Source organism: Kitasatospora sp. NPDC059812 (assembly GCF_042732075.1).
Taxonomy (GTDB): Bacteria; Actinomycetota; Actinomycetes; order Streptomycetales; family Streptomycetaceae; genus Kitasatospora.
In genome coordinates, this window is sequence record NZ_JBHWIO010000044.1 from 20315 (window position 1) to 43460 (window position 23146).

At 69.6% G+C, this 23146-nt stretch carries 25 protein-coding genes and 3 pseudogenes; 9 read left to right on the forward strand and 19 right to left on the reverse strand.

Annotation, left to right across the window (positions count from 1 at the left end):
- Positions 1-33: 33 nt before the first annotated feature.
- From ACFV6D_RS21985 to ACFV6D_RS22000, 4 genes are all read right to left on the reverse strand, one after another.
- Entirely contained in the window at positions 34-342 is a 309-nt protein-coding gene (locus tag ACFV6D_RS21985; protein ID WP_063352105.1) for a hypothetical protein, read from the reverse strand.
- A 93-nt stretch (positions 343-435) separates the two neighbouring features.
- A complete protein-coding gene (locus ACFV6D_RS21990) occupies positions 436-963 on the reverse strand; it encodes a transposase (RefSeq protein WP_380560854.1) in 528 nt (175 codons plus the stop codon).
- 239 nt (positions 964-1202) lie between these two features.
- Complete coding sequence (locus ACFV6D_RS21995) at positions 1203-1580, reverse strand: hypothetical protein (protein WP_380560855.1); 378 nt, start codon at positions 1578-1580, stop codon at positions 1203-1205.
- A gap of 239 nt (positions 1581-1819) precedes the next feature.
- Positions 1820-2110, reverse strand: coding sequence for a hypothetical protein (locus ACFV6D_RS22000; protein ID WP_380423057.1), 291 nt, complete (start codon positions 2108-2110; stop codon positions 1820-1822).
- A 223-nt stretch (positions 2111-2333) separates the two neighbouring features.
- Between ACFV6D_RS22000 and ACFV6D_RS22005 the strand changes: the two genes are divergently transcribed.
- Both ACFV6D_RS22005 and ACFV6D_RS22010 read left to right on the forward strand, forming a co-directional pair.
- Positions 2334-2696 carry a YciI family protein gene (locus ACFV6D_RS22005; RefSeq protein ID WP_380423056.1) on the forward strand — a complete coding sequence of 121 codons (363 nt, stop codon included), beginning with the start codon at positions 2334-2336 and terminating at the stop codon, positions 2694-2696.
- A complete protein-coding gene (locus ACFV6D_RS22010; RefSeq protein ID WP_380560856.1) occupies positions 2693-3946 on the forward strand; it encodes an RNA polymerase sigma factor in 1254 nt (417 codons plus the stop codon). Before ACFV6D_RS22005 ends, ACFV6D_RS22010 begins: the two co-directional genes overlap by 4 nt.
- A gap of 74 nt (positions 3947-4020) precedes the next feature.
- Here the strand turns inward: ACFV6D_RS22010 and ACFV6D_RS22015 are convergent, their stop codons facing one another.
- The 5 genes from ACFV6D_RS22015 to ACFV6D_RS22035 form a co-directional block, all read right to left on the reverse strand.
- Complete coding sequence (locus tag ACFV6D_RS22015) at positions 4021-4623, reverse strand: group II intron maturase-specific domain-containing protein (protein ID WP_380560857.1); 603 nt, start codon at positions 4621-4623, stop codon at positions 4021-4023.
- Between the two features lie 862 nt (positions 4624-5485).
- Positions 5486-5923: a hypothetical protein gene (locus ACFV6D_RS22020; protein ID WP_380560858.1), complete on the reverse strand. Its 438-nt coding sequence runs from the start codon at positions 5921-5923 to the stop codon at positions 5486-5488.
- Between the two features lie 229 nt (positions 5924-6152).
- Positions 6153-6713, reverse strand: a complete 561-nt coding sequence (locus ACFV6D_RS22025) for a hypothetical protein (RefSeq protein WP_380560859.1) — start codon at positions 6711-6713, stop codon at positions 6153-6155.
- 177 nt (positions 6714-6890) lie between these two features.
- On the reverse strand, positions 6891-7604 hold the full coding sequence (locus ACFV6D_RS22030; protein ID WP_380560860.1) for a cation diffusion facilitator family transporter: 714 nt from the start codon (positions 7602-7604) through the stop codon (positions 6891-6893).
- Positions 7601-7960 (reverse strand): ArsR/SmtB family transcription factor, encoded by a 360-nt coding sequence (locus ACFV6D_RS22035; RefSeq protein ID WP_380560897.1) that lies wholly within the window; start codon positions 7958-7960, stop codon positions 7601-7603. The genes ACFV6D_RS22030 and ACFV6D_RS22035 overlap by 4 nt, the downstream gene beginning before the upstream one ends.
- Positions 7961-8338: 378 nt before the next feature.
- On the opposite strand from ACFV6D_RS22035, the gene ACFV6D_RS22040 reads away from it, so the two are divergent.
- The gene (locus ACFV6D_RS22040; RefSeq protein ID WP_380560861.1) at positions 8339-8929 is read left to right on the forward strand and encodes a hypothetical protein; all 591 of its coding nucleotides are present in this window, start codon (positions 8339-8341) and stop codon (positions 8927-8929) included.
- Positions 8930-9442: 513 nt separating this feature from the next.
- Here ACFV6D_RS22040 and ACFV6D_RS22045 read toward each other — a convergent pair.
- From ACFV6D_RS22045 to ACFV6D_RS22055, 3 genes and pseudogenes are all read right to left on the reverse strand, one after another.
- Positions 9443-10147 carry a hypothetical protein gene (locus ACFV6D_RS22045; RefSeq protein WP_380560862.1) on the reverse strand — a complete coding sequence of 235 codons (705 nt, stop codon included), beginning with the start codon at positions 10145-10147 and terminating at the stop codon, positions 9443-9445.
- Complete coding sequence (locus ACFV6D_RS22050) at positions 10147-10767, reverse strand: SigE family RNA polymerase sigma factor (protein ID WP_380560863.1); 621 nt, start codon at positions 10765-10767, stop codon at positions 10147-10149. Before ACFV6D_RS22050 ends, ACFV6D_RS22045 begins: the two co-directional genes overlap by 1 nt.
- Before the next feature lie 156 nt (positions 10768-10923).
- Positions 10924-11828: pseudogene (locus ACFV6D_RS22055) on the reverse strand (LysR family transcriptional regulator).
- Positions 11829-11939: 111 nt separating this feature from the next.
- Between ACFV6D_RS22055 and ACFV6D_RS22060 the strand changes: the two are divergent.
- Positions 11940-13028, forward strand: a complete 1089-nt coding sequence (locus ACFV6D_RS22060) for an alcohol dehydrogenase catalytic domain-containing protein (RefSeq protein WP_380560864.1) — start codon at positions 11940-11942, stop codon at positions 13026-13028.
- 77 nt (positions 13029-13105) lie between these two features.
- Here the strand turns inward: ACFV6D_RS22060 and ACFV6D_RS22065 are convergent, their stop codons facing one another.
- Complete coding sequence (locus ACFV6D_RS22065) at positions 13106-13621, reverse strand: hypothetical protein (RefSeq protein ID WP_380560865.1); 516 nt, start codon at positions 13619-13621, stop codon at positions 13106-13108.
- 286 nt (positions 13622-13907) lie between these two features.
- On the opposite strand from ACFV6D_RS22065, the gene ACFV6D_RS22070 reads away from it, so the two are divergent.
- Entirely contained in the window at positions 13908-14153 is a 246-nt protein-coding gene (locus tag ACFV6D_RS22070; RefSeq protein ID WP_380560866.1) for a hypothetical protein, read from the forward strand.
- On the opposite strand, the gene ACFV6D_RS22075 is transcribed toward ACFV6D_RS22070, so the two are convergent.
- A complete protein-coding gene (locus tag ACFV6D_RS22075; RefSeq protein ID WP_380560867.1) occupies positions 14092-15327 on the reverse strand; it encodes a GDSL-type esterase/lipase family protein in 1236 nt (411 codons plus the stop codon). The genes ACFV6D_RS22070 and ACFV6D_RS22075 overlap by 62 nt on opposite strands.
- Before the next feature lie 249 nt (positions 15328-15576).
- On the opposite strand from ACFV6D_RS22075, the gene ACFV6D_RS22080 reads away from it, so the two are divergent.
- Positions 15577-16380 carry a GntR family transcriptional regulator gene (locus tag ACFV6D_RS22080; protein ID WP_380560868.1) on the forward strand — a complete coding sequence of 268 codons (804 nt, stop codon included), beginning with the start codon at positions 15577-15579 and terminating at the stop codon, positions 16378-16380.
- Positions 16381-16587: 207 nt separating this feature from the next.
- Here ACFV6D_RS22080 and ACFV6D_RS22085 read toward each other — a convergent pair.
- Positions 16588-17157, reverse strand: a pseudogene (locus ACFV6D_RS22085) (SGNH/GDSL hydrolase family protein); the annotation flags it as partial.
- Between the two features lie 90 nt (positions 17158-17247).
- Complete coding sequence (locus ACFV6D_RS22090) at positions 17248-17568, reverse strand: hypothetical protein (RefSeq protein WP_380560869.1); 321 nt, start codon at positions 17566-17568, stop codon at positions 17248-17250.
- A 649-nt stretch (positions 17569-18217) separates the two neighbouring features.
- Between ACFV6D_RS22090 and ACFV6D_RS22095 the strand changes: the two genes are divergently transcribed.
- Positions 18218-18781 carry a hypothetical protein gene (locus ACFV6D_RS22095; RefSeq protein WP_380560870.1) on the forward strand — a complete coding sequence of 188 codons (564 nt, stop codon included), beginning with the start codon at positions 18218-18220 and terminating at the stop codon, positions 18779-18781.
- A gap of 218 nt (positions 18782-18999) precedes the next feature.
- Here the strand turns inward: ACFV6D_RS22095 and ACFV6D_RS22100 are convergent, their stop codons facing one another.
- Entirely contained in the window at positions 19000-19773 is a 774-nt protein-coding gene (locus ACFV6D_RS22100) for a HEAT repeat domain-containing protein (RefSeq protein ID WP_380560871.1), read from the reverse strand.
- 74 nt (positions 19774-19847) lie between these two features.
- Here ACFV6D_RS22100 and ACFV6D_RS22105 point away from each other — a divergent pair, with 74 nt between their 5' ends.
- Together ACFV6D_RS22105 and ACFV6D_RS22110 are read left to right on the forward strand one after the other, a co-directional pair.
- The gene (locus ACFV6D_RS22105; RefSeq protein ID WP_380560872.1) at positions 19848-20435 is read left to right on the forward strand and encodes a winged helix-turn-helix domain-containing protein; all 588 of its coding nucleotides are present in this window, start codon (positions 19848-19850) and stop codon (positions 20433-20435) included.
- Positions 20369-20875: pseudogene (locus ACFV6D_RS22110) on the forward strand (transposase); the annotation flags it as partial. The gene ACFV6D_RS22105 and the pseudogene ACFV6D_RS22110, both read left to right, overlap by 67 nt.
- A gap of 73 nt (positions 20876-20948) precedes the next feature.
- Here the strand turns inward: ACFV6D_RS22110 and ACFV6D_RS22115 are convergent.
- Together ACFV6D_RS22115 and ACFV6D_RS22120 are read right to left on the reverse strand one after the other, a co-directional pair.
- Positions 20949-21902 carry a tellurite resistance/C4-dicarboxylate transporter family protein gene (locus tag ACFV6D_RS22115; RefSeq protein WP_380560873.1) on the reverse strand — a complete coding sequence of 318 codons (954 nt, stop codon included), beginning with the start codon at positions 21900-21902 and terminating at the stop codon, positions 20949-20951.
- A 53-nt stretch (positions 21903-21955) separates the two neighbouring features.
- A complete protein-coding gene (locus ACFV6D_RS22120; RefSeq protein ID WP_380560874.1) occupies positions 21956-22654 on the reverse strand; it encodes a hypothetical protein in 699 nt (232 codons plus the stop codon).
- Positions 22655-23146: the final 492 nt, after the last annotated feature.

Here is a 23146-nt window from a genome sequence, read left to right on the forward strand (position 1 = left end):
CCGCGCTGCCGCGCCTCTTTCGGTACGTCCCGGTCAGACAGCGGAGAGGTGCAGCTTGAACGGCGAACCGTTGGAGCTGGGCGTCCAGCCGTTCGACCGCCCGGCCCGAATACCTGCGGCGACTTCGCGCGGCAGGACGACCTCAGCCGGCAGCATGTTCGGTTCGAGCACGGCCGGCCGACCGGTCTCCACGACGAGCGTCGTTCCGGGACAGGCCGCGTCCTCCACCATGTAACCCAAGGTGATGCCGTCGTAGTCGCAGCACGGTTTCCTGCTCACTCGCCAGCGGTACTCGACGCCGTCGACGACAATGCGGCGGGACCCTTTCTTCGCCAGTGCCACTCTTTGCCCTTCGGCCTTCGACTGCTCGTATATGTGTATCGCCAGTCTCCCTGTACGGCACACGCGTGTCACCGGGTTCGGCGCCAGAGCTGATCACGCAAGGCCGAGGAGCGCGAGGGGGCGGCGTGCGTCGCGCGCGTTGCGGCGGAGGCCGGCCGCAATGTTCCTGACGCCGCTCAGCCGTAGGACTCCAATAGCGAGATTGCGCCAGGTCGCCATGGCGCGGGGGACGTTCCCGGTCCGCAGTTGGGAGGCGTCCTCGGCGAAGGTCGTGTCGCGGACGTGGTGCAGGGCCTCGATCTTCCAGTGGTTCCGGATCAGTTGCGCGAGCTGGGCGGGAGTGGCCTGTTCGGCGGTCAGGCTGGTGACCGCGCAGATGGTCGCGATGGTGGTCTTGCCGGTCTTGCGGTCGGTGCGGCGGCGCTTGACCTGGACCGCCTGGCAGGCGCCGGGGAAAAGCAGGTTGTTGACAGTGGCTACCTTGGTCCGGCGGATCTCGGAGCGGCCATGTCCCGTTCCCCGGGTACGTCCCTGGAGTGGAATGTCCTTCCGTCGAACAACCCGGCCAGCGGCTATTGGGGGGCCGGCCAAGGCGCCTGCGACACCCGCCCAGGGCAACATTCCGGTCTCGCTCGTCGTCGAGTAGTCGCGGGGATTTCTGAACGGCGGTCGACCGCAGGCCACTTCGGCCTGTCGGCCGCCCGTCGTCCGCGTTCGCGTTCGCGCCCACGGCGGCGCTACGGCAGCGATGGCGCTACGACAGCGGCAGCGCCCGTCTGAGCGGACCGAAGGCCGCGTCCAACAGGGCCCGATGGTCGGGGTCGACCGCCGCCGCGCTCTCCCCCGCCCCGGCGCAGGGGTCAGTTCTCGGGTGGTGGGGCGGCGGCGAGGAGTTCACGCTTCACGTACTCGTAGTCGGCCCGGGCCCGCGGGTCGCCGTGGCCGTAGTCGGCCCAGAAGCCGGGGCGCTGCCAACGGGCGTCCGCGAGGCGGGTACTGCCGCCGTCGATGACCAGGGTCCAGCCAGGTGGTATTCGGGTGTCCACTGTCTCGAAGTGGGCGGGGTCCCAGAGCAGTCCGGGATCGGGCACCTCGGGGCCGAGCACGCGAATCTGGCAATCGATGTCGCATGCGACCATCTCCGCAACCGGGTAGACACCGCCCACCCGGATCCCGTCGAACTCCGCGACCGGAACGTCGGCCGCGGGGTGGATGATCTGCAGGCATCTGACTCTCATGAGAGCAGTCTCGCCCCGGCCGGTCCCCGGCCGTTGTCCGGGGCGCCGCGACGGATCCAGCGAGGCGACCAGGCTCTGCCTCGGGAACAGGCGCGGCCGGCCCAGACCGGATCATCCGAGATGACGGACGAATCGGACCGGATCACCTGAGACAGGGACCGGATCGATGGACACGGGGCACTGGTCGAGCCCGGCAAGCGGTGGGATTCTCACCGAGCGCGGCAGCTTCGGCGCGCGAGTCAGCTCCAGTAGCTGCCGCTGATCGCTGCTGCCTCCCACGTCTGGAGCTTGAGTCGCTGCCTGCAGGAGGTGGTGGCTGCCGTCGCCCAGTCCCGGAAGGCTTCGGAGTCTCCTGCCAGTCCGTGGAGTTGCCGGGCGCAGTCCTGAGCTTGGACCGTCCAAGGCGCGAAGGCATCCTCGGCCAGGACCTGGTCGAGGCGATGCCGCGCGATGGAGGTATCACCAGATAGCCCGGCAACGATCCCGGCGTGGTAGTTGCCCCAGTAGCCGGCGTACGGGTCAATCTGCACAGTCGGGTACGCGCGAACGTGCACCGGTGCGGGTGGCTGTCCCTGGACGGAGGGCGCCGGGTAGGTTGATCGTTTGTCCCGTTCGGGCGGTTCAGCCCGCCACCACGGTTCGGAAGAACAGCCGACGGAATTGTTTCGTGCCGGATGTCGAGGACCTGTGCCCGGCTCCGACTGAGGGGTGCAAGCGCGCCGAGTGGGCGCGCGGGACACAAGGGGACACCTGATGAAGTACGTTGCGATGATCTACGGCAACCAGGCCAAGTGGGACTCCTTCCCGGCCGATGCCTGGCCCGAGGCGATCGCCAAGCAGGACGCGTTCAACAAGAAGTACCGCGACAGCGGTGAACTGCTGGGCGCCTACGGCCTGGCGGACGCGGCCAACGCGCAGCTGGTGCGCCGAAAGGACGGCGTCCCGGCGGTCACCGACGGGCCGTACCTGGAGACCAAGGAGTACATCGCCAGCTTCTACATGCTGGACTGCGAGTCCCTGGAGCGCGCGCAGGAGATCGCCGCCGACATGCCCTTCGCGGACATCGAGCCGGTCGAGCTGTGGCCGGTGCTGCACGACGCCGCGACGGACCTGTGACCGAGAGGCCCGGCGTCGAGGACCTGCTGCGCGAACTGGCGCCGCAGGTCCTCGGCGCGCTCATCCGCCGGTACGGCGTCTTCGACACATGCGAGGACGCCGTCCAGGAGGCGCTGCTGGCCGCCGCCCTCCAGTGGCCCGCCGAGGGAACGCCGGACAATCCCCGGGGATGGCTGGTCACCGTCGCTTCCCGCCGGCTGGTCGACCAGGTCCGCAGTGAGCAGGCGCGCCGGCGCCGCGAGGACCGGATCGCCCTGGCCACTCCGCAGGCCGAGCTGCTGAGCCGCGCCGCCGACGCCGAACCGGACACGGACCGGGACGACTCCCTGGCGCTACTGTTCCTGTGCTGCCACCCGGCACTGTCCGAACCCAGCCGGATCGCCCTGACACTGCGCGCGATCGGCGGCCTGACCACCGCCCAGATCGCCGCGGCCTTCCTCGTCCCCGAGGCGACCATGGCCCAGCGCATCAGCCGCGCCAAACAAACCGTCAAAACCTCCGCCACCCCGCTGTGCATGCCGAGGGCAGCCGACCGGGCCGAACGGCTGGAGGCGGTGCTCCACGTGCTGTACCTGATCTTCAACGAGGGCTACACCGCCACCGACGGCGCCGACCTGACCGCGCCGGCCCTGTCGGCCGAGGCGATCCGGCTCACCCACCTGCTGCACCGCCTTCTGCCCGACCACACCGAAACGGCCGGGCTGCTTGCCCTGATGCTGCTCACCGACGCGCGCCGCCCCGCCCGCACCGGACCCGACGGCGACCTGGTGCCGCTGGCCGAGCAGGACCGCGCCCGTTGGAACCGCCGACTTGTCGCGGAGGGCCTCGACCTGATCAGCCGCACCCTGCCCCGCGGACAGGTGGGCCCGTACCAACTGCAGGCGGCCATCGCCGCCGTCCACGACGAGGCCGAGCACGTCGACGCCACCGACTGGCCGCAGATCCTCACCCTCTACGACCTGCTGGAGCACCTCGCACCGAACCCGATGGTCACCCTCAACCGCGCGGTAGCCGTCGCCATGGTGCACGGACCCGCTGCCGGGCTCGACCTGCTGGCGGCACTGGAATCCGACAAACGGACGGCCCGCCACCACCGCCTGCTCGCCGCCCGCGCCCACTTCCTGGAACAGCTCGGCGACCTCGACGCAGCGGCCCACGCCTATCGCGAGGCAGCCCGACGCGCCACCAGCACACCGGAACGGCGCCACCTCACAACCCGCGCGGCACGCCTCGCCTCCGAGCAGAACTGACCGGCAAAGCCGAACCACCAACGGAACTCGGGCACCACCGCTGTGCACGTTCGGCTGTACTCGCCTGTGCACATTCAGGTGTACGCCGACGAGGCGTCCACGGTGAGGCGCCAGTGCGCGAACATGCAGGGATATCGCTGGGCGATCTCCCGCAGTTTCGCGATGGCCTTCCGCTTGGCCTTGAGCCGCTTGTACTTCTGGCGGATCCAGCGCACCAGGTAGGCGTTGATGCGCATCAAGAAGGGATGCAGCTCCCACGGCCGGAAGCGGCCGAAGTAGTTGATCCAGCCCGCCACCATGGGGTTGACCCATCGGGCGAGCTCATTGAAGGAAAGATCGGAGCGGGTGTGCAGCTGCCAGGAGCGCACCTCCCGGCCGATCCTCGCCAGAGCGTCCTGGCTGACCGCCGGCTCGAACGACAGGAAGAGCCTGCCGTGCCGAGCCCGGTTTCGCCTGGCGCGGAACGTGTACCCGAGGAACGTGAACGCCTCGTGCTCGTAGGAGCCTTGGCGGGATCCGTTCTTGCAGTACACGATCCGGGTCCTGTCCGGGTGCAGACGCAGCCCGACCTCGACCGTCCTGTCCGTGAGCGCGGCCAGCACCTCACGGGCCTGGCGCTCGGTGACGCAGTGCAGCACCGCGTCGTCCGCATAGCGTTCGAACCAGACGGCCTCCACCGTGCGACTTGGGAATGACCACCGCGCGCACCGGAGGCGGAAAGCAGGAGCCCGACGACGTCCGGTTCCAGACCTTGTACAGATTGTTCTGAAGGTCCTTCTCGAAGTCGGCGATGCTCTGCCCGTCCACCCCAGGAGCGCCCTTGTTCGCCCTGACTTCCTCCCACGCCCCCTTGACTTCCCACTTCGAAATATCAAACGGCTTGACCTGAGACTTCAACTGGCCCATCGAACTCCTCCCGGAGAACATCCGGTTGATGCGATCAACACAGTCACGAACGACCCGGCCCCTTCGCTCCACCCCCGTTACAGGGGCTTCACCGCTACTACGGGCCGGTCCGCCAGCAGGACCCGCGTCGGTACTCGACCCCTCGCAGTGTCCGCTGCTTGGGGCACTCCCTCTCGCCCACCGCTGTGCGGCGGGCAGTATCGGACCTGCCTTCTCCTGTTCCATGCGGAAGCCGCAGACCGGACTCACGTCGCCTACATACCGGACACCACCTGGCCAATAGGCGAACACCCGCCAGGCTCATCCCGGAGTTCGTCTCACACCCCGGTTCTGATGTCATCTGTCTGTCTTTCGACACGTCAGCAGCGATTCACTTGCGTTCGTCTTCCCGGTCCCCATCTGACGCCTCTTACGACACCTTTTCCTCATCGCTCACCACGACGGTCTTCAGCCAACGCAGCATGAGGTGGTTTGGAGCCTCCCCCCCGCAGGGCGACTCCGAAGGGCCAAAACCTTCATCATCCGCACAGCACCATTCCTGGAAGCTGTCCTACAACCAACTCCCTTTCATGTTCAGGACACAAGAGACGGGACAACCCTCGCTGCCACTGAAAAGGATCTTGGCCGTGTCGGTCAGTTCGGGATGGACGGCAGCACGGCGACAGCCGAGAGAGCGAACGGCAGGCCCTGGTTCTCGACGAAGACGGCGTCGCGGACAGCCTGCGCGATGACGGGGTGGGTGGGGGCGTCGAGGTAGCGGGCGGTGGAGTCGAGCGGGGCGATGCGGCGTTCGGCGATCAGGTTGCGCAGGGCGCCGGGGAGGTTGTCCAGGCTGTCGCGCACCTCCCTCAGGCCGAAGGTGTTGGCCAGCCCTACCGCCGCGGACCGGGCCTTGAGTAGGTTGGTCGGCAGGTTCTGGGCGGTGGCCTTGGCCAGGTAGTAGGTGACGGGCTGGATCGCCCAAGCCAGCGCCGTGTGCGGGTCGCCGTCGTCGGGGCCGGGCGGCCCGAAGGCGCCCGGGCCGAGGTTGAGGCCGTCGCCTCGATGTGGAAGGCGTCGGCGAGGCGCCACAGGATCGGCTCCACCGCGGTCCGGGCAGCCGACACGTCAGCCGGAGTGGCGACGACGGGGATCAGGTCGAGGTCTGAGGTGATGTGTCCGCTGTGTCCGGTGCGGTGGTCGCCGCGGGCGAACTCGCCTGCCGCGTAGAGGAGCGTGGCGCCCCAGGCGTTGAAGATCGGCTTGAAACGGGCCGGGTGGCCCGGGACGGTGAACTGGTAGCGGTGGCGGGTGAAGGCGGTCAGGGCGCGTTCGGCTGCCTCGTGCGGGGTGGGCGCGTAGAGGAACGCGGACAGGGTGCCGGCCCTGGCGCCGGGGCGGGAGCCGGTGACGGGACACTCCCAGGGGAGGCCGCCGAGGGTGGTGATGTCCCGGTGCCACTGCTCGGCCGCTCGGGGCTGAGGGTGGACAGTTCGATGCACGCCGGGTGGTGCTCGGTGATGGCGGCGGCGACGTGCTCGTGGGTCCAGAAGGTGCGGCTGCGGGCATCGCTCTCGAAGCAGCCGGCGATCAGGTCCGGGCGGTGCTCGGTGATCTCGGCCGGGGTGATGAGGGGGATTGCGGGGTGCGGGGCCTGGGCGAGGTGGCGGCTGTTGAGGGCCACGCGGGTGTCCGGCAGCGTGGCCAGGTGGGGCAGGATGCCCGAGGTCAGCGCCCCGTAGCCGGCGGCGACCATCGCGTGGCATCCACCGTCAAGAGCTGTCCGCACAGCCGACTCGAAGGAGTCGACGAGCAGCACGGTGCCGAAGTGGCGCAAGGCTTCGCAGTGGGCGTCGGTGCCCTCGGGTCCCAGGGTCGCCACGATCCGATGTGGACCCGCCAGGCCGGGTTCCGGGCCGGTCGGAGCCCGGAGCCCCGTGATCGGGCAGCGAGTGGCCGAGGAAGCGCCGGTGGCTGGCTGACGTCCCCGCCAACGCCCGAAGGGCGGCCCCGGCCGGGTGGCTGGGGCCGCCCTTCGGGCGTTGTGGGAGCTGGTGGTTCAGCAGCCGCACTCCTCGCCGCGCCATGCCTCGATGCCCTCGCGCACCGCGAGGCCGGCCACCAGGAGGCCGACGACGGGGTCGAGCCACCACAGGCCGAACAGTGTGTTGGCGAGCAGGCCGACCAGGACGGCGGCGGCCAGGTAGGCGCACAGCAGGTTCTGGGTGCCCTCGCCGGAGGTGGCGCCGGAGTCCAGGATCTTGCCCAGGCGGCGCTTGGCCCGGCCGAGCAGCGGCATGACGATCAGTGAGGACATCGACAGGGCGATGCCGAGCCAGCTTGTGGACGGCTTCTCGCCCGTGATCAGGGTGGAGATCGCGTCGTAGGCGATGTACGGGGCGAGCAGGAAGAAGGTGACCGCCACGGCCTTCTGGGCTTTGCCCTCGGCGTCCTCGGACAGGGTCCGGGAGCCGCTGAACCGCCACACGATGATCACCGAGGCCAGGCCCTCGATCACGGAGTCCAGGCCGAAGCCGAGCAGCGCGACCGAGGAGGCCAGCACCGCGGCGACGATGGCGACCGCGCCCTCGGCGGCCATGTAGCCCAGGGACAGCCAGGACAGCAGCTTGGCCTTGCGGGCGGCGGCGTGCCAGGCGTCGTCCCGCTCGATGGGCGGGCGGCAGCAGGCGTCGGTGCAGTTGGGCTCGCAGTGGCAGCCGCCGGGTTCCTCGGCAATGGTCAGCTCCTCGGCGCTGGTCTCGGGGGCGCTCATTCGCCTGCTCCGTCCGGGGTGCCGTAGGTGGGGCAGAGGGCGACCGCGTCGCCGGTCGCGGCCAGCACGGTTTCGGCCGCCGCGAGCAGGTCGACCAGGGACGGCTGGGTCAGTGTGAAGACCGAGGCCCGGCCGACCGGGCGGGAGTCGACGAGTCCGCACTCGCGCAGGCACGCCAGGTGCTTGGAGACCGTGGACTGGGCCAGGCCGAGCTGCTCGACCAGGTCGACCACGCGGGCCTCGCTCACCGCGAGGTGGCGCAAGATCGCCAGGCGGGCCGGATCGCCGAGCGAGCGGAACAGGTCCGCCGCCGGCGCGAGCTCCACCCGGTCGACAGTCGGAGAGGGAGTTGTCATCGTCACATGACGATGTTATCGGATGTCCTGCCTCAATTGATCTTTGTCGGTGGGATGGCGCCTGAACTGGGCTGATGCAACGGGATGTGAGAGCAGGCAAGCTGACTGGTCTCACATCCCGTTGTCGCTCAGGCGGGTTTGCCGCCGAGTTTCTCGGGTTCGGTTGCCGCTGGCCTGTGTCTGCGCACACGGTTGTTGGTCGTCGTGCCGGTCGGTCTGGTCCGCCGCAAGAGACTACTGTGGGGAAGGATTTGCACAATCTGACGGACCGCCAGAAGAGGCGGGGGCAAGCATGCGTTCCGCAGCTCCTGCGACCAGGTGCTGCCGCCCATTCCACCGGCAGTCCACACAGACCACCCACACGAGGAGAAGTCACCTATGTCAGAGGAGACAGCCGAGGCGGCAGCCGACGAGCCGTTCCTGATGTCCGTCGTGGACGTCGACTCTCCCTCGGGGGGCGGAAGCGTTGTACGGGGCCGCATCGAACTCGGCAGCGTCAAGGCGGGGGACGAAGTCGAGATCGTCGGCGGTGGCAAGTCCCTCGTGGCCAAATGTGCAGGGGTCGAGGTGGACCGTACGGCCAACGGAGAACAGGACGGGAAGGCCGTGGCCGTGCTGCTGCGTGACGTGGCCGCCAAGGACATCGAACCGGGCCAGGTCCTGGCCAAGCCGGGCAGCTTCACCGCACGCACCACCTTCAAGGCCAACGTCTACGTGCTGAGCGCGGACGAAGGCGGCCGCGACGTCTCCATCACCACGGGATATCGGCCCAAGTTCGTCATTCGCGAAGACATCATCGACGGATCCATCAAGCTGCCGGACGGGATTGACAGGGCAACGCCCGGCGAGAGCACCGACCTGACTGCCACTCTGGACCGCGGGATTGTCTTGGTGAAGGGCCTGCGCTTCTCGTTCCAGCACGGCCCAGGAATCGTGGCGAATGGAGCCGTTACCGAGGTCATCTCGTAGGTGCAGGGCCGCGTTCGTGCTCCGGTCGGCATCCGCCCCGAAAGGCCTTCACCGTCACGGCCTGGCGCTTGAAGTGAACGAAGCCACGTAGCAGACGGTGGCCAGGCTGTCTCAGGTTTCGTTGTCGGCCACCGGCGGATCCGGCAACGGAACCTGAGACAGCGACACCGAGAGGTGAGACGCGACCCCATGGGCTCACCTTGGCTGGACCCCTTCGGAGTCCACGACGAAGACGACCCGGAGCGCGAAGAACGCCTTCACCACCGTGGTGGTGAAGGCGTTGACGCAGGACCCACACCCACTACTCGTCGACGCGCGGCCCCCGCCCTTGAAGTATCGACCGGCGCGGCCGGTGGAGGTCAGTGGTCGCCGAAGAAGATCTCCCGGACCTCGCGCACCGCGTAGAAGGCGATCACGAACCCGCTGGCGGGGTCGGCCCACCACCAGCCGAGCGTGCTGTTGAGGACCAGGCCGACCGGCCGGGCACCGCCGGGATCGCGGCGGCGGTCTGATTCAGGAGGTCAGCGTCTTGCTCGCCAGCACCTTCCCCTGAGCGTCGTACGCGGCGAGCTTGACGCCTTCGAACGGGTATGCCGTCGAACCGTTGGGGGTCTTGCGGCCGGGCGGCCCCCAGACATAGCCGGTGGCGTAGCCCGGGTTGCCGGGAAGTGAGGCAACGGTGGACCAGGACACCTGGCCGTCTATCTCGATGGTCATCCGGGCCACCCGCCCGGGCCCGTGGTAGATGAGGTTGTACAGACCCTCCTGGTACTGCGGGGGGTTCCCGTAGTACTGCATGACGATCTCGGTCGCTCCGCCCGCCCAGGAGTGCCCGCCGCACCCCGGACCGCTGCGGTAGGCGGGGGCGTCGTGGATGCAGATCTCCTGGTCGTTCAGTTGCATCCACCAGTCCTGGCGGCCCAACGACAGCTGTTGGCCGGGCTCCACCACCACGGCCTCGGGAGCCGGCCCCTCCGGTACGGCCAGGGCCTGCGAGGCCGGCCCGACGGTCTGGACCGCGCGCTGCGCGGACAGTACCGCGCCCGTGCCGGCCACCACCGCGAGCGCGGCCACCACAGCCGACGCGCCCATCGCCACCCGGCGCCCCCGCTGCTGCCTGCGTACCTGGACCTGCACGGGTCCGGCAGACCAGTCCGCCACCGCGACCCGGGCCGCTTCATCTCGCAGAGCGCCGCGCATCATGTTCTCGGTGTCCATCACCTGTTGTCTCCGTTCGTGCCGTCGCTCGTTGAACCGGTGTCCGCCGCATACGGGGCCAACGCCGGGTGTCCGCGCAGTTTCGCCAGGCCTCGGCTGGCCTGGCTCTTGACATTGCCCAGCGAGCAGCCGAGCGCTTCGGCGACCTGGTACTCGCTCATGTCCTCCCAGTAGCGCAGGACGACCACGGCCCGCTGGCGCTGCGGCAGTTCCGCCAGCGCCTGGAGCAGCACCGAGCGTTCCTCGACGTCGTGGTGGCCACCGCCCGCGGTGTGCGCCCGATCGGGCAGGACGGGCACGAGCAGTTGCCTGACCCGGCGCCGCCGGTGACGGCTCAGGTTGTTGTTCACCAGGGCCCGGCGGATATAGGCGTCCGGCTCCTCCAGGCGGCTGATCCGGGACCAGTTCCTGAAGACCTTCGCGAAAGTCGCCTGCACCACGTCCTCGGCCTCGTGGTAGTCGCCGGTGAGCAGGTAGGCGGTGCGCACCAACTGCCGCCAGCGCGCGGCGGCGAACCCCTCGAAGTCAAGCTCCCGCAGGCCGGGGCCGCCCGCGGAAGCCGGTGCCGTGACGGACGGGGGCGGGTCCTCCACTGGGATGTGCAATACGCTCACGGTCATCCGATTCCTCTTCGCGTCCGCGCGACGACCCAACCGGGCCATCGCTCTGCCCTACTCACCGCCGCACCACCGAGAAGGTTGCACACGGGCGCCGACAGCTGGTGCACGGCGAGTCGGTGGTCTCGGCGCCGGGGCCGGGGGCCCTGGCGGCACGTATCAGGCGGTCGAGGTGATGGCTCGGGTGATAGCTCGGGTGACGGCCGTGATCGGCGGGGTCGGGCGGCCGGGGAGGCGCGCCACGAGGACCCGGCGGAGCTCGGGAGGTGCGCCTTCGACGTGCAACAGGCTCACCCCGGGCGGCAGCACCGGGGAGAGCCGGGAGGGCACCGTTGTCACCCCGAAGCCGCCGGCGACCAGTTGGAGCTTCGTCAGCCAGTCGCGCGCGCTGTGGACGATGTGCGGCCGTGCGGGCAGGCCGGGCCAGACGCCGAGCAGTGGCTCGGAGTTCGAGGCCGGGGCGGCGATCCACGGGGCGTCGGCCAGTTCGTCGACGTGCACCGCGGTGCGGCCGGCGAACGCTCCGGTCGAAGGCCCGCCACGACCAGCTCGGTGTCCGCGACGGTCTCGACGTGCAGACGCGGCGACTCGCCGTCCAAGGGCCGGTGGGGCGGGCGGGACGTCAGGACGGCGAGGTCGATCGAGCCCGCGCGCAGTGCCCGGACCAGGGTGGGGGTGGTGCCCTCGGTCGTCGTGACCGTGATCTGCGGGTCGGTTGCCGCGAGGCGGGCGAGTACGGGAGGCAGGATGGCCGCGCCCGCGCTCAGGAACAGTCCCAGCCGCACCAGTTCGCTCCGCGGGGCGGCGCCGGTGAGGTCGCGCTCGGCCGCCGTCAGGCAGTCCAGGATCGTGCGGGCGTGGCGTAGCAGGGTCAGGCCCGCTGGGGTGAGCCGCACCCCGTCGGGGCGGCGTTCGAACAGGGTGGCGCCCGCGCTTCGTTCGAGGGCGGCGGCCTGGCGTGAGACCGCCGACTGGGTGTAGCCGAGCCGGGCGGCTGCGGCGGTGAAGCTGCCGGACTCGGCGATCTGTTGCAGGACCCGCAGGCCCGTGCTGGAGATGTCCATGCGGCATACGCATACCACAGATGCCGGTTCGTCGCTTCCCGCATTCCCCCCGGGCTCCTACTGTCGAACACGACGAACACGATGAACACGGACGAACATGGAGGTCATCACGTGCGAGCAGCAGTCCTGACGCAGTTCGGCGCCCCGCTCACGGTGCGGGAGGTGCCCGACCCCGAGGCCGGCGGCGGCGAGGTGGTGGTCGAGGTACTCGCCACCTGCGTGGCCCCGTACGCGGCCGAGGTCTTCAGCGGCGAGCGGAACTACCCCCTGGTCCCTCCCGTCGTGCCCGGGATCGGCGGGGTGGGACGGGTCGTCCACGTGGGCCCGGACGCCACCCGGCTGCGCCCCGGCGACCTGGTGTGGTGCGACTGCACGGTGCGCTCGCGGGACGACGCCCTGACGCCCGACATCACGCTCCAGGGCTGGAGCTCCCGCGGCGAGGGCGGCGCGCGGCTCGCCCGGCACCTGCACGACGGGTCGTTCGCCGAACTCATGCGGGTCCCGACGGAGAACGTCTTCCTGCTGCCCACGGCGGCGGGGGACGACCCGGCGCGCTGGGCCGCGCTCGGCGTGCACGTCATCCCTTACGGCGGGCTGCTGGCCGGCGGGCTCGCAGCCGGTGAGACGCTGCTCGTCAGCGGGGCCACCGGCAACCTCGGCAGCAGTGCGGTCGCGGTCGCGCTCGCCATGGGGGCGGGCCGCGTGGTCGCCCCCGGCCGCAACCGGGCCGCGCTCGACCTCCTCGCCGACCGGTTCGGTCCGCGGGTGCGCCCGGTCCCGCTGAGCGGGGACGAGGCCGGCGATCGCGCGGCGATGTCCGCGGCGGGCGGCGGCCCGATCGACATGGTGATCGACCTGCTGCCGCCGAGCGCACCCAGCTCGGCGGCGCGCACGGCAGCCATGACCGTGCGCGAGTACGGCCGCGTCGTTCTCATGGGCGGCGTCGGCATGCTCGGCGGCGACGACCTCGCGCTCCCGTACCCGTGGATCATGCGCAACTCGGTCACCGTGCGCGGCCAGTGGATGTACCCGCGTACGGCGAACGTCGGCCTCATCCGGCTCCTCGCCTCGGGCACCCTGGACCTCGCCCCCGAACGGGTCCGGTCGTTCGGCCTCAGCGCCGTCAACGACGCCGTCACGTACGCCGCCTCACACGGCGGCCCGTTCGACCGCACCGCCCTCACCCCACCGGCTCGCTGACAGGACCGACCGATCTCCCCATGGCAGCGCCACGGCCCAACGCCCGTCAGGAGAACCGGGCCGACGCGTTCAGGTGGCTACTGGGCCAGCACCACGGTGAAGACGAAGAGGACGACGGCGAGGGCGATGGTGCACAGCACCGCGACCCTCACGGGCGTCAGCCGGTCCCGGAACCGCTTCTGCGGCAGGACGCGCTGGCTCGGACTGGTGTTGTGCTTCCACCAGTCGACGACCCGCCGGAAGTCGGCGTCGAAGTCCTCCGACGGGTGGAGGTCGCTGGCCATCACAGTGGACATCCAGTGGCGCCGGCCATCGGTGGTGTGGATCCGGGCCACACGTGTGGGCGCGCCGCGGCCTTGGAACTCCGACACGTCGATCCAGGAGATCTGTTGCCAGGAGTAGGTGCGGCCACGGCCGAACCCCCAGCAGATGGTGACTCCGTCGGTGCCGACCCTGCTCCAGTACCGCATGGAGATGAGGCGGCTCGCGGCGGCCAGTACCACGGTCCCGCCGACGAGTAGGAGCATGGGGCCGAGGCCGAGGTGGAACTTCAGGTGGCCGGCGACGAGTTCGACCGTGACGACGATGAGCACCGGCCCGAGATCGGACCAGTCTGGGCGGAATCTGTCTTTTCCCCGGAAGATCAGTTCTTTCACACTGCGCACACTACGCCGCCCTCAACCCGGCCTCGCAGGGGGATGGTTCGACGGCCGCGTAGCTCCCGTCAGGGCCGGTCGAATACCGACAAGTCGGCTGGTACCGCACCTGGTTGTGCCGGCTCGCGCTGAACGACGACGCTGCCCGGCTTCCCGGCTTCTCCGAGAATCCGCCCCAGGCCCGGTCAGCCGGCACCGGCGCATCGCCCTGATCCGCAAGGTCGTGATCAGCGACGAGCTCCCGCCCATGGAGGGGGTCGCCACCGCACTGATCCTGCTCTATGCCCAGCCCATCCGGCGGCTGGTCCGGCTCACCATCCGTGAGGTCCAGCACGAAGCCGATCAGGTCGCGCTCCGGCTCGGCGATCCACCCACCCCAGTCCCCGAGCCCTTCACCGGCATACTCCTCAACTACATCCACACCGCACGGCCGAACCGGCCGAACAGCACCGCTCCGGCCAGTGGCTGAAGGGGCCCGGGGTGGTGAAGGTGAGGGTGGCGAAGCGTTGGGCCATGTGCTGGTGGGTAACGGCGTCCGGGTGGAGTTGGTCGGGCAGCGGGAGGCCGCCGGCGTCGGCCGGTCCGTAGAGGTCGCGACCGTCGAGGTAGTGGAGGTTCGGGTCATCGGCGGCCCGCTGTTCGACGATGCGGGCCAGCTCGTCCCGGATGACGCCCAGCGTCAGCTTTCCGCTCGCGCGCTCCGCGGGGTCGCCCGTTGCCCGGAAGCGGAGTTGTCCGGTGCTGAGAGCGGTGAGGTCGATCGTGCTGGGGCCGGGTGTGTCCTCGACCATGGGGCACAGGATGGGCGAGACGACGAGCAGGGGCGTTCGGGGGTGGCCGTCGCGGATGGTGTCGAGGAAGCCGTGGACGGCGGGGGTGAAAGCACGCAGGCGCATCAGGTCGTGGTTGACCACGTTGATGCCGATCTTGACGCTGATCAGGTCGGCGGGGGTGTCCCGCATGGTGCGCGCGGTGAAGGGGTCGAGCAGGGCGCTGCCGCCCAGGCCCAGGTTGATCAGTTCCACGTCGCCGAGGGCAGCGGCCAGGGCGGGCCAGGTGCTGGTGGGGCCGGCGGCGTCGGAACCGTGGCTGATGGAACTTCCGTGGTGCAGCCACACCTTGCGGCCTCGGTCCGGCACGGGCTCGATGGGGGCGTCGGTCCGCAGTGCGACGAGTTCGGTGGTCTCGTTGTACGGCAGCCAGATCTCGACGTCCTTGGCCCGGTCGGGCAGGTCGCTGAAGCGGAGGGTGCCGGCGGTGCCTGGGCGGCGCTCGGCGGTCCTGGTGGTGATGTCGATGGTCAGCGTGTCGCCGCCGGTCACGACGGCCTGACCGGCCAGGCGGCCGTCGACGAGCAGGTCGTAGACGCCGTCCGGGCGCGCCGGGGCACCCACGTAGGCGGTCTTGGTGGGCAGGGTGTCCAGTTCGACGGCGGTGGCCCGGGTGCGGAAGGCCAGCCGTACACCGGAGGGCTGGGACTCTGCCCTGGCCAGCTGCGGGTCGGCGCACTGGGCGCGGGCCCAGGCGGGCAGTCGGTGCGGCAGCAGGCCGCGCTCGGTCTGCTCCAGGTCGAGGGCTCCGCGCAGGAGGTTCGCGGTGATGGGTGTGGTGATCCAGGCGTGCGGATCGTGCTGGTGGTGCATGGTGTCGGCCTGCCCGTCGGGGTTGTCGTGGTGTTGCGATTCATTCGATGGGGGTGCCGGGGGGCGGGGCTCTTCACCAGGCGGCTGTGCAGGGCCTGCTGGGGGCTCCGGCCAGGCATCTAGATGTCTAGCCGTCTAGATGCCGCAGATGCTATCCCTCGCCGAGCCGCACCCGGTTGAACAGCAGGAGAACTTCACGGATGCGAACCCGGACTGGACCCAGGGCGCCGGATCCGTAGGATTCGCCACGTGCCGACACCACGAAACAACGGTCCGTTGTACCTCCAGTTCGCCCGCGCCATCCAGGAGCGCATCGACACCGGCGAGTACCCCCCGGGCTCCCGACTGCCGAGCGAGCCGGAGCTGTGCGGGCAGTTCGGCGCCAACCGATTGACCGTTCGCCAGGCGATCGCCGAGCTCGACCGCGCGGGCGCGATCGAGATCCGGCGGGGAGTCGGCACCTTCGTGCGCCGGCCGGTCGTGCGGGCCACGATCGATGTCGACCCGAACAGCGCCCGCCTCGATGTCGGCAGCCAGAGCGTGCCCGTGCCCGTGCGCGACCTGAAGGGCACCGAGGAACGGGCCGTGGAGGTGTCGGTCGGCTCGGACACGGCGCCCGACCGGCAGGCGGCCGAGCACCTGCGGCTGCCCACGAGCGCACTGACCCGCATCGACACCGTGATCGTGATCTCCGCCCAGCCCTGGGCAGTGAACAGCTACTGGGTGGCCACACACCTGCTGCCCACAGGCTTCGCGGAGTCGACGGAGTCGCGGAACACCACGGTGGCGGTGGCCGAGGCGATCGGTATCGAACTTGAATACGACTGGCGCTCGTTCAGCGCGATCGCCGCCGACATCGCCGACGCGCAGCGACTCGACGTCGCGGCCGGCAGTCCGCTGCTCCTGCGCGAGGGGGTCAGCTGCGCACCGGACGGACGGCCGATCCTCTACGTACGCCGGCGGATCTACGGCGAGAACGCCAGCTTCGTGATGCGCTACCGCGAGTGGCGCCAGGCGGACCAGGACTCGGGCGGCGCGGATACCAGCGGCTGAGGCGCGCCTCGTTGCGCGGGGACTCTCACCTCCCTCCCGCCACCTCCCTCCCGTCGCAAGTGATCCGGGCCGCATTTGAGGCTGCGACCAGGTGTGACCAGGTGTGACCGGAACAACCGGGACGTCGGGGGGCGAGGGCCCGGTGGCCCGGCAGCCTCGGTGAGGCCGCCGGGCCATCGACCCGCTGCGGTCTGCGGCCTCGGGCCCTCAGCTGACGCCGGCGGCCCGCAGCGCGGCTTCGACGGCCGCAGCGGTGTGTTGCTGACCGACCGCGTTCGGGTGGAACGGCGCGTAGGCGCCGGCGGGGACGAGCGGCTCGATCCAGCGAGTGGACGCGCTCTGGCAGGCGTCATGCCCGACGCTCGGGGTGTAGGTGTCGACGTAGGTGGCGTCGTTGCCCTGGGCGGTGCGCCGCAGCATGGAGTTGAGGGCCAGTTCGATGCCGTCGAGGTAGGCGGTGTCCTTGGTGGTGAGGGTCAGTTGCGGCCGGCAGTTGCCGCTCTGCGGCAGGATGTCCGGGTAGCCGACGACGAAGACCTTGGCCTGCGGCGCGAGTCGATGGATCTGCTGGAGGGCCCCGGCGATGTTCGCCTCGTCCGAGGCGATGGCGTCGGCGAAGGTCGATTTGTAGAAGTCCGCGCACGGCGAACCGATGTCGAACACGCTGAGCGCGTCGATGACCTCGCAGCCGCGGACAGCGGTGCTGAAGGTGTTGTTGTCGTTGCCTCCTATGCCCAGGGTGACCACCGATGTGGACGGGGCCAACGCGTCGCCTGCTGCCGCGAGAAGGCCCGCAGCGGCCGCCGTGTCAGGGAGCGAGGTGGGGTGGGCATGGCTACTCGGCCTGCTCTGGCGGGTGGTGGAATTTCAGCCTCTTCCCGGGGAAGCGGTTTTGCGGACGAGGTGGGCGAAGCGTTCGCGGCTGTGGTCCTGGTGCCGTTCGGCCTGTTCGTCGTCCAGGTTCTCGTCGCCGTCGGCGCCGAGGTTGTCCGCGCCGTCGCGGTCGTCGTGCTCGTCGTGGAAGAGCCAACAGCCGTGGATGCCGAAGAGGAGGTCTTCGAGGAGGTCGCGGGCGGAGTGCCTGGGATCGAGGGGCGGCGCCGACAAAGGCCGGGCGGCAGTGGCGATGCCGCCCGGGGCGGACGTCCCCGACCCCAACCGGCTGGTCTTCTCCTGGGGCAAGGGCAAGGGCTGCCACATCCGGGCGCGCCGGCGGAGAGAGTGATCCCGTGGCTCGTCGCGCTGGTGGAAAAGCGAGAAGACGAGCCCGGGCTAGAGGAGGCCGGCATGGCGCATGACCGGATCGGACTGGCCGAGGTCCTGGCAGCGGCGGAGGCCGCCGCGCCAGTGGACTCCCTCGACATCCTCGAAGACCAACACGAAGAAGCCCTACGCATCAACGAACAGCTCCGCCGCGACGCCGGACAGCCACCATCGGCCGACATCGGTGTGGGTCTCGGTGCTGTCGTGACCGGATTTGGACGGTGGTCCACCCCGGACCCTTGCCTGACAGTGCGCGTTCGGTCACTGTCTGCGGATGGTCAACAGGTGTCGTGCCATGAAGAAGGACAGAACGCTCTGCAGGAACCGGGTGAAGCAGGCCGGTCTTCGCTGCCACCAACATCAAGGACTCCCAGGCGGACCCCGTCCCCTCGGACCGTCCCCCAGGGGGGCTCGCCGCTCCTCCCCGGCGCCGCCGACCGTGTCGCGGACCCGCCGCCCCAGCCCGTCCTCGAACCGCGCCACGCCGAGCGTCGGCCCCGCGCACACCTCCAGGGCACCGGTCATCCCGGCCCAACGCCGCAGGCCGCGCCCCGGCGCCAGGGTGCCGCGGATCGTGAGCCAGGCCGAGATGGACAACGCCGCACAGGCCTGCGCCGAGGTTGTGTCCAGGGGCGGAGACGACGCTATCGCCTCCCAGGCACTGCACTACGTGAGCGAGGCCACGTGGGAAGCCCTGGTCGAACGCCACCGCGGGAAGGGATGCGAGACCCTCGCGTCATTCGCCCGGGCACTCCTGGACGGCAAGAAGTCGCTCCACAGCCTGCTCGGCGACCTTGTCGGAAGGCTGTGGGCCGCACTGGGCCGGCCCCGGATCGAGCAGATCTTCGCACGGGAACTCGCCGCCCGGGTACCGCTGCCGTTCGGACACGAGGTGGCCGTTGCGGCACGCGGCCTTCAGGCGGCCGGCATCTTCATCTGCTTTACCAACGGCGGCATGATGCGAGAGTGCGCCTGCCTGCGCGACCTTCTGGTCAACGAAGGCAAGGCACAGTTCGACAACCTCCTCCAGGGCGCTCTGCACAACTGGAGCGAGCTGCCTTCCCGCATGCAGGACGTCGCCACTGCACCCGGCCTCTCGGGTGGCACGTCCGCGCACCGGGTCACCGGAGCGGGCTGAAACAGCCAGCTCCGCCTACGGAAAGTCTGCGTTTCAGGGTCCATCGGCCTGAACGCCTCACGCCTGTCGCCAGGCTCTGAAAAATGGACTCATAAATGATTTTCGCAGGCGTTGATCGGAATCACTGACGGTATGTGAATCGGGCAGCATGCGAGACCTACGCTGATTTGGTGTCCGTTCCACGCCCTGGCAGCAAAACCCGTTCAGACGCCATTCTGCTAGTTGGGCATGCTCGCGTAAATGCGCATTGCCGTTCGATCCCGGGGAAGGCCCCATGCTCGCAGGATCTCCAGGAAGTTGGCCCACCTCCATGTGTCTTGGTCAAGCGCGGCCAGGACACGGACCAGGCGCTGCTGTCGGCTCTCCAGGTCTGCGAACACAGGGAGACTGGTCTGGCACGGCGCTCGGAAGGCCAGGCGCAGGGCAGCCGCAGTGATCGCGAAGCTGGCCGGGCCAGAGGTGCCGGCCAGTCCCTCTGTCACAGCGTCCAGTGCCTCGACGGGGTAGCGATCACCCAGCAGGGTCAGGCTCGTTGCAGCGTAGCCGCGCAGATCTCCGTCGTAGAACGCAATGCCGAGTGGTCCGGCCTGTGGTGGTTCGGCTTCGGTAGCAGCCAGTTCAGAAAGAACCTGAGCGCCCAGGGCGGGTTCGGCCCCCGCGTACTCCACGCGCACGAGGGCGGTCGCCGCTGCCCATCGCACCAGTTGCTCCTCGGCGTCCAGGAATGGCTTCAGACGGTGGACGAGTTCCATGTCGCCAAGCAAGCCCACAGCGATGAGTGCCGTGGAGACGAGCTCCGGAATCGCTTCTCGATTGAGCAACCGCAGCAACTTCGGCAGCGTGTGCTTCGACTCTTCCGGAAACCAGGCCAGGAGGTAGATCGTTGCCGCACGCACAGCCGGATCGTCGTCGTCCAACAGCGTGTACAGGTCCGTTACTGACTTCGGCGCTTCGGGGTGATTGGCCTGTTTGTGTAGCTGACTGATGGTCATCTGCGCGCTATGTCGTAGGTATGCGATATGCGGATGGGGGCGGGCTGACGGCGAAAGGTCGTCAGCGCCGCGAGATGGTGCGGCTGGAGGCCGCCGGGTTGTTCACCGATGGGCTGGGGCCGCCGGAGGTCGCCCGCAGGCTGCGGGTGAGCTCGAAGTCGGCCTACCAGTGGCACCAGGACTGGATGGAGGGCGGGGTGGCGGCCCTGGCCTCACGAGGCGCGAGCGGCCGGCGGTGCAAGCTGTCCGCGCGCTGCCAGGAGAAGCTGGCCGCCTACCTGGAGCAGGGCCCGGCCGCTCACGGCTGGGACGAGGACCAGGTGTGGACCGGCGCGCGGGTGGCGACGCTGATCGGCCGGAAGTTCCATGTGTCCTACAGCGTCTCGGGTGCCACCCGCCTGATGCACCGGCTCGGCTTCAGCCCGCAGGTCCCCGCGCGGCGGGCCGCCGAACGCGACGAGCGGGCCGTGACCGCGTGGAGGGAGGCGACCTGGGCGGAGGTAAAAGCACCCGGGCGGCCTGTGACGGCTGGATCTGCTTCGAGGACGAAGCCGGGTTCACCCGCAGACCGCCCAAGGGCCTCACGTGGGGCCGGCGCGGCATCACCCCGGTCGTCAGAGTCTGTGGCCGCGGCTCCGGACGGGTTTCCGTCGCCGGCCTGATCGCCGTGCGCCCGGGCTCACGGACCCGCATGTGCCACCGGCTGCGGCACCACACGGGCCGCAAGGGCGAACGCCGCAGCCTGTCCGAGCGCGACTACATCGCTCTGATCGATGGAGTCCACCAGCTGGTCAGGGCGCCGATCGTGCTGGTCTGGGACCGGCTCAACACTCATGTCTCCCATGCCATGCGCGACTTGATCAGTACACGGGGCTGGCTGACGGTGTTCATCCTGCCCGCCTACGCACCCGAGCTGAACGCGGTCGAGTACCTGTGGGCTCACGTGAAGCACAGCCTCGCGAACCTCGCCAGCGTCGCCTTGGACCGACTCGCAACCCTCGTCCGCAATCGACTCAAACGACTCCAGTACCGCCCCGACGTCCTCGACGGCTTCCTCGCCGGAACCGGACTCTCCCTCGACCTACCACCGCCATCGCCTTGAACGCCGACGTCAGTATCCCTGGCATACCGAGGTGGCGGGCAGCCGCAGGCTCCGGCCACCCTCCCAGTACAGGTCACCGCGGGCGGGCGGCCGTGTATCTGACCAGCCCGGCCAGCGTGAGCACCCACGCGGCGAGGGCGACCCAGAGCAGCACCTGGCCCGGCGTCCGCAGCCAGCCCAGGGCTGCGGCGTCGGCGACGGACAAGGTCGCGACGGCCGTCATACCCATCGGGAAGACCGTCGCCCACCGCCTCATGTCGTAGCGTGGACGCGGCCAGCGCACCTCGGCGAAGACGAGGACGGCGTACCAGCCCGCCGACAACGCGAGCGCGACGAGCGTGAGCGGACGCAGCACGTCGTGCAGGGCGGTGCCGCGCCAGGCGGGCACGACCAGCAACTTCGCCCCGGCGAGCGCGCAGATCGCCAGCGTCCCGCCCGCCACCCACTGGTCGCCCGCGCCAGACCGAACCTGGCCGCGATCGAAGCGGACGAAGGCGACCGGGTAGAGCGCCAACCCGAGCCCGAAGCAGACCAACGCCGGCCAGGCGAGCCACCCGGACGGCAGCAAGATGGCCAGCGATCCGCCCAGCACTGCCAGGCCCTGTGTCGCGACACACACCAGGAACACCGTGCCCGGCAAGCGCCGCCGCCAGTGCTGCATCACCGCCGTCAGCAGCACCGGCCAGACCAGCACCGCCACGACCAGCGCCGCGACGGCGACACCCGTCCACCCCAGCAGTGCGAACCAGGTCCCGAGGATGGTCGTCGCGGCCACAGCGGTCAGCGCGGGCGGCGTGTCCGCCTGGGTCTCCCACCGGTTTCGGTCGCGCACCAGCCGCCGCGCGAAGTCGACAGCGAGCACGAGCCACGCAAGGGCGGCGAGGACGAGCAGAATCCGGGAGAGTACCTCCTGCCCGACCAAGTGCAGCCCGATGGAGACGATCCCGGTCGCCATCACCGCTGTTCCCGCCGCAGGGGGCAGCTCCACCCACCAGCCGGCCAGTCCACCCCGCGCACGATCACCCATCCCCTCACGTTGGGCGACGGTGGGGCGAGCCGCAACCGAGACACCCTGCCGGCCTACGTCAAGCACAGCCTCGCGAACCTCACCAGCATCGCCCCGGACCGACTAGTCACGCCCGTCCGCAACCGAGTCAAGTACCACCCCGACATCCTCGATGGCTTCCCCACCGGAGCCGGACTCTTCCTCGATCTCCCACCGCCACCTTGAAGCGCCGAAGTCAGTAGCTCCTGACGCACTGCGTCGTAGGTCGCTATCTCGGCGTCCGCTGCCTGGAGCTGTCCCTCGAAGTCGAACATCGCGCGCCCCATCTCGCGTACACGCCGCTCGACCTCATCCCGCGCCTGGGAGACCCACTCGTCGTACTCGACAGCTATCTGCGCCGGATCCTTCACTCTGAACTTTTCGACGTCCTCCCGCCAACCGATCACGTCGACTCCGCCCGGCAAGTGCGTTTCGTCATAGCCGATGGCCAGAGAGGCAAGCAACCCGAGGACCTCGACGCGGCCCGGCAGTGCCGCATTGGCTGCCAGTGCAGCCAGGAACGGAACGGCCACCGCCGATGCCTGGTAGCGGCTTCCCTGGTGAAAGATGTTGCCGTACAGATGGTGCAGGGCCTTCTTTCGCTCGCCTGCGTCCTCGGCGGTCAGGCCCCGCAACTGGCCCGGAACGTCACCTGCGGCGCCGTAGGCGTGATGCAACGCCGTCCAGTCGATCGCATCCAATCCAGCCAGAGCTTCGTTCATGTCAGTGGTCACGAACGGCAATGTCTCACACCGCTCCGACACTGGTGACTTGATCACACAATCATCGCGTAGCCGGGCCCGACCCACGTCCGAGGAGAGCACTGTGCCTGTCCTTTTCGAGTTCCGCACCGAAGCCTGCCCCGACAACGGCAAGATCGTGGTGCACGACTCGGACGCCACCGTCCCGAGCAACGAAGCCCTCGTCCAGAGCCGACGAAACGTGGTCGCCGGGACCGGTACGCAGATCTACGTCCACAGCCTCCAGGGAACCGCCCCCACCGAGATCGTCGTGCGTGTCTGGGACAGCCCGGCACCGGCTGACAGCAGTTGGGAGGCCGAGGACGCACGTGAGGTGTTGCTGGATACGCCGACAGGATGCGTGGTCATCCGCGCGTTCTCGCCCGAGCTCGCAGGCTGCTCCGACCTGCCGCGTCCCGGCCTGTACAGCGGCCGTGTCTCCTGGAAGGGACGCCAGACCGCCGAGGACCAGCAGAGCAGCCTTCA

Coding starts and splice junctions, on each gene's coding strand:
- ACFV6D_RS21990 (WP_380560854.1), bottom strand. CDS start 963: ATGTTGCCCTGGGCGGGTGTCGCAGGCGCCTTGGCCGGCCCCCCAATA.
- ACFV6D_RS21995 (WP_380560855.1), bottom strand. CDS start 1,580: ATGAGAGTCAGATGCCTGCAGATCATCCACCCCGCGGCCGACGTTCCG.
- ACFV6D_RS22005 (WP_380423056.1), top strand. CDS start 2,334: ATGAAGTACGTTGCGATGATCTACGGCAACCAGGCCAAGTGGGACTCC.
- ACFV6D_RS22030 (WP_380560860.1), bottom strand. CDS start 7,604: ATGAGCGCCCCCGAGACCAGCGCCGAGGAGCTGACCATTGCCGAGGAA.
- ACFV6D_RS22035 (WP_380560897.1), bottom strand. CDS start 7,960: ATGACAACTCCCTCTCCGACTGTCGACCGGGTGGAGCTCGCGCCGGCG.
- ACFV6D_RS22040 (WP_380560861.1), top strand. CDS start 8,339: ATGTCAGAGGAGACAGCCGAGGCGGCAGCCGACGAGCCGTTCCTGATG.
- ACFV6D_RS22045 (WP_380560862.1), bottom strand. CDS start 10,147: ATGGACACCGAGAACATGATGCGCGGCGCTCTGCGAGATGAAGCGGCC.
- ACFV6D_RS22050 (WP_380560863.1), bottom strand. CDS start 10,767: ATGACCGTGAGCGTATTGCACATCCCAGTGGAGGACCCGCCCCCGTCC.
- ACFV6D_RS22075 (WP_380560867.1), bottom strand. CDS start 15,327: ATGCACCACCAGCACGATCCGCACGCCTGGATCACCACACCCATCACC.
- ACFV6D_RS22100 (WP_380560871.1), bottom strand. CDS start 19,773: ATGACCATCAGTCAGCTACACAAACAGGCCAATCACCCCGAAGCGCCG.
- ACFV6D_RS22105 (WP_380560872.1), top strand. CDS start 19,848: ATGGTGCGGCTGGAGGCCGCCGGGTTGTTCACCGATGGGCTGGGGCCG.
- ACFV6D_RS22115 (WP_380560873.1), bottom strand. CDS start 21,902: ATGGGTGATCGTGCGCGGGGTGGACTGGCCGGCTGGTGGGTGGAGCTG.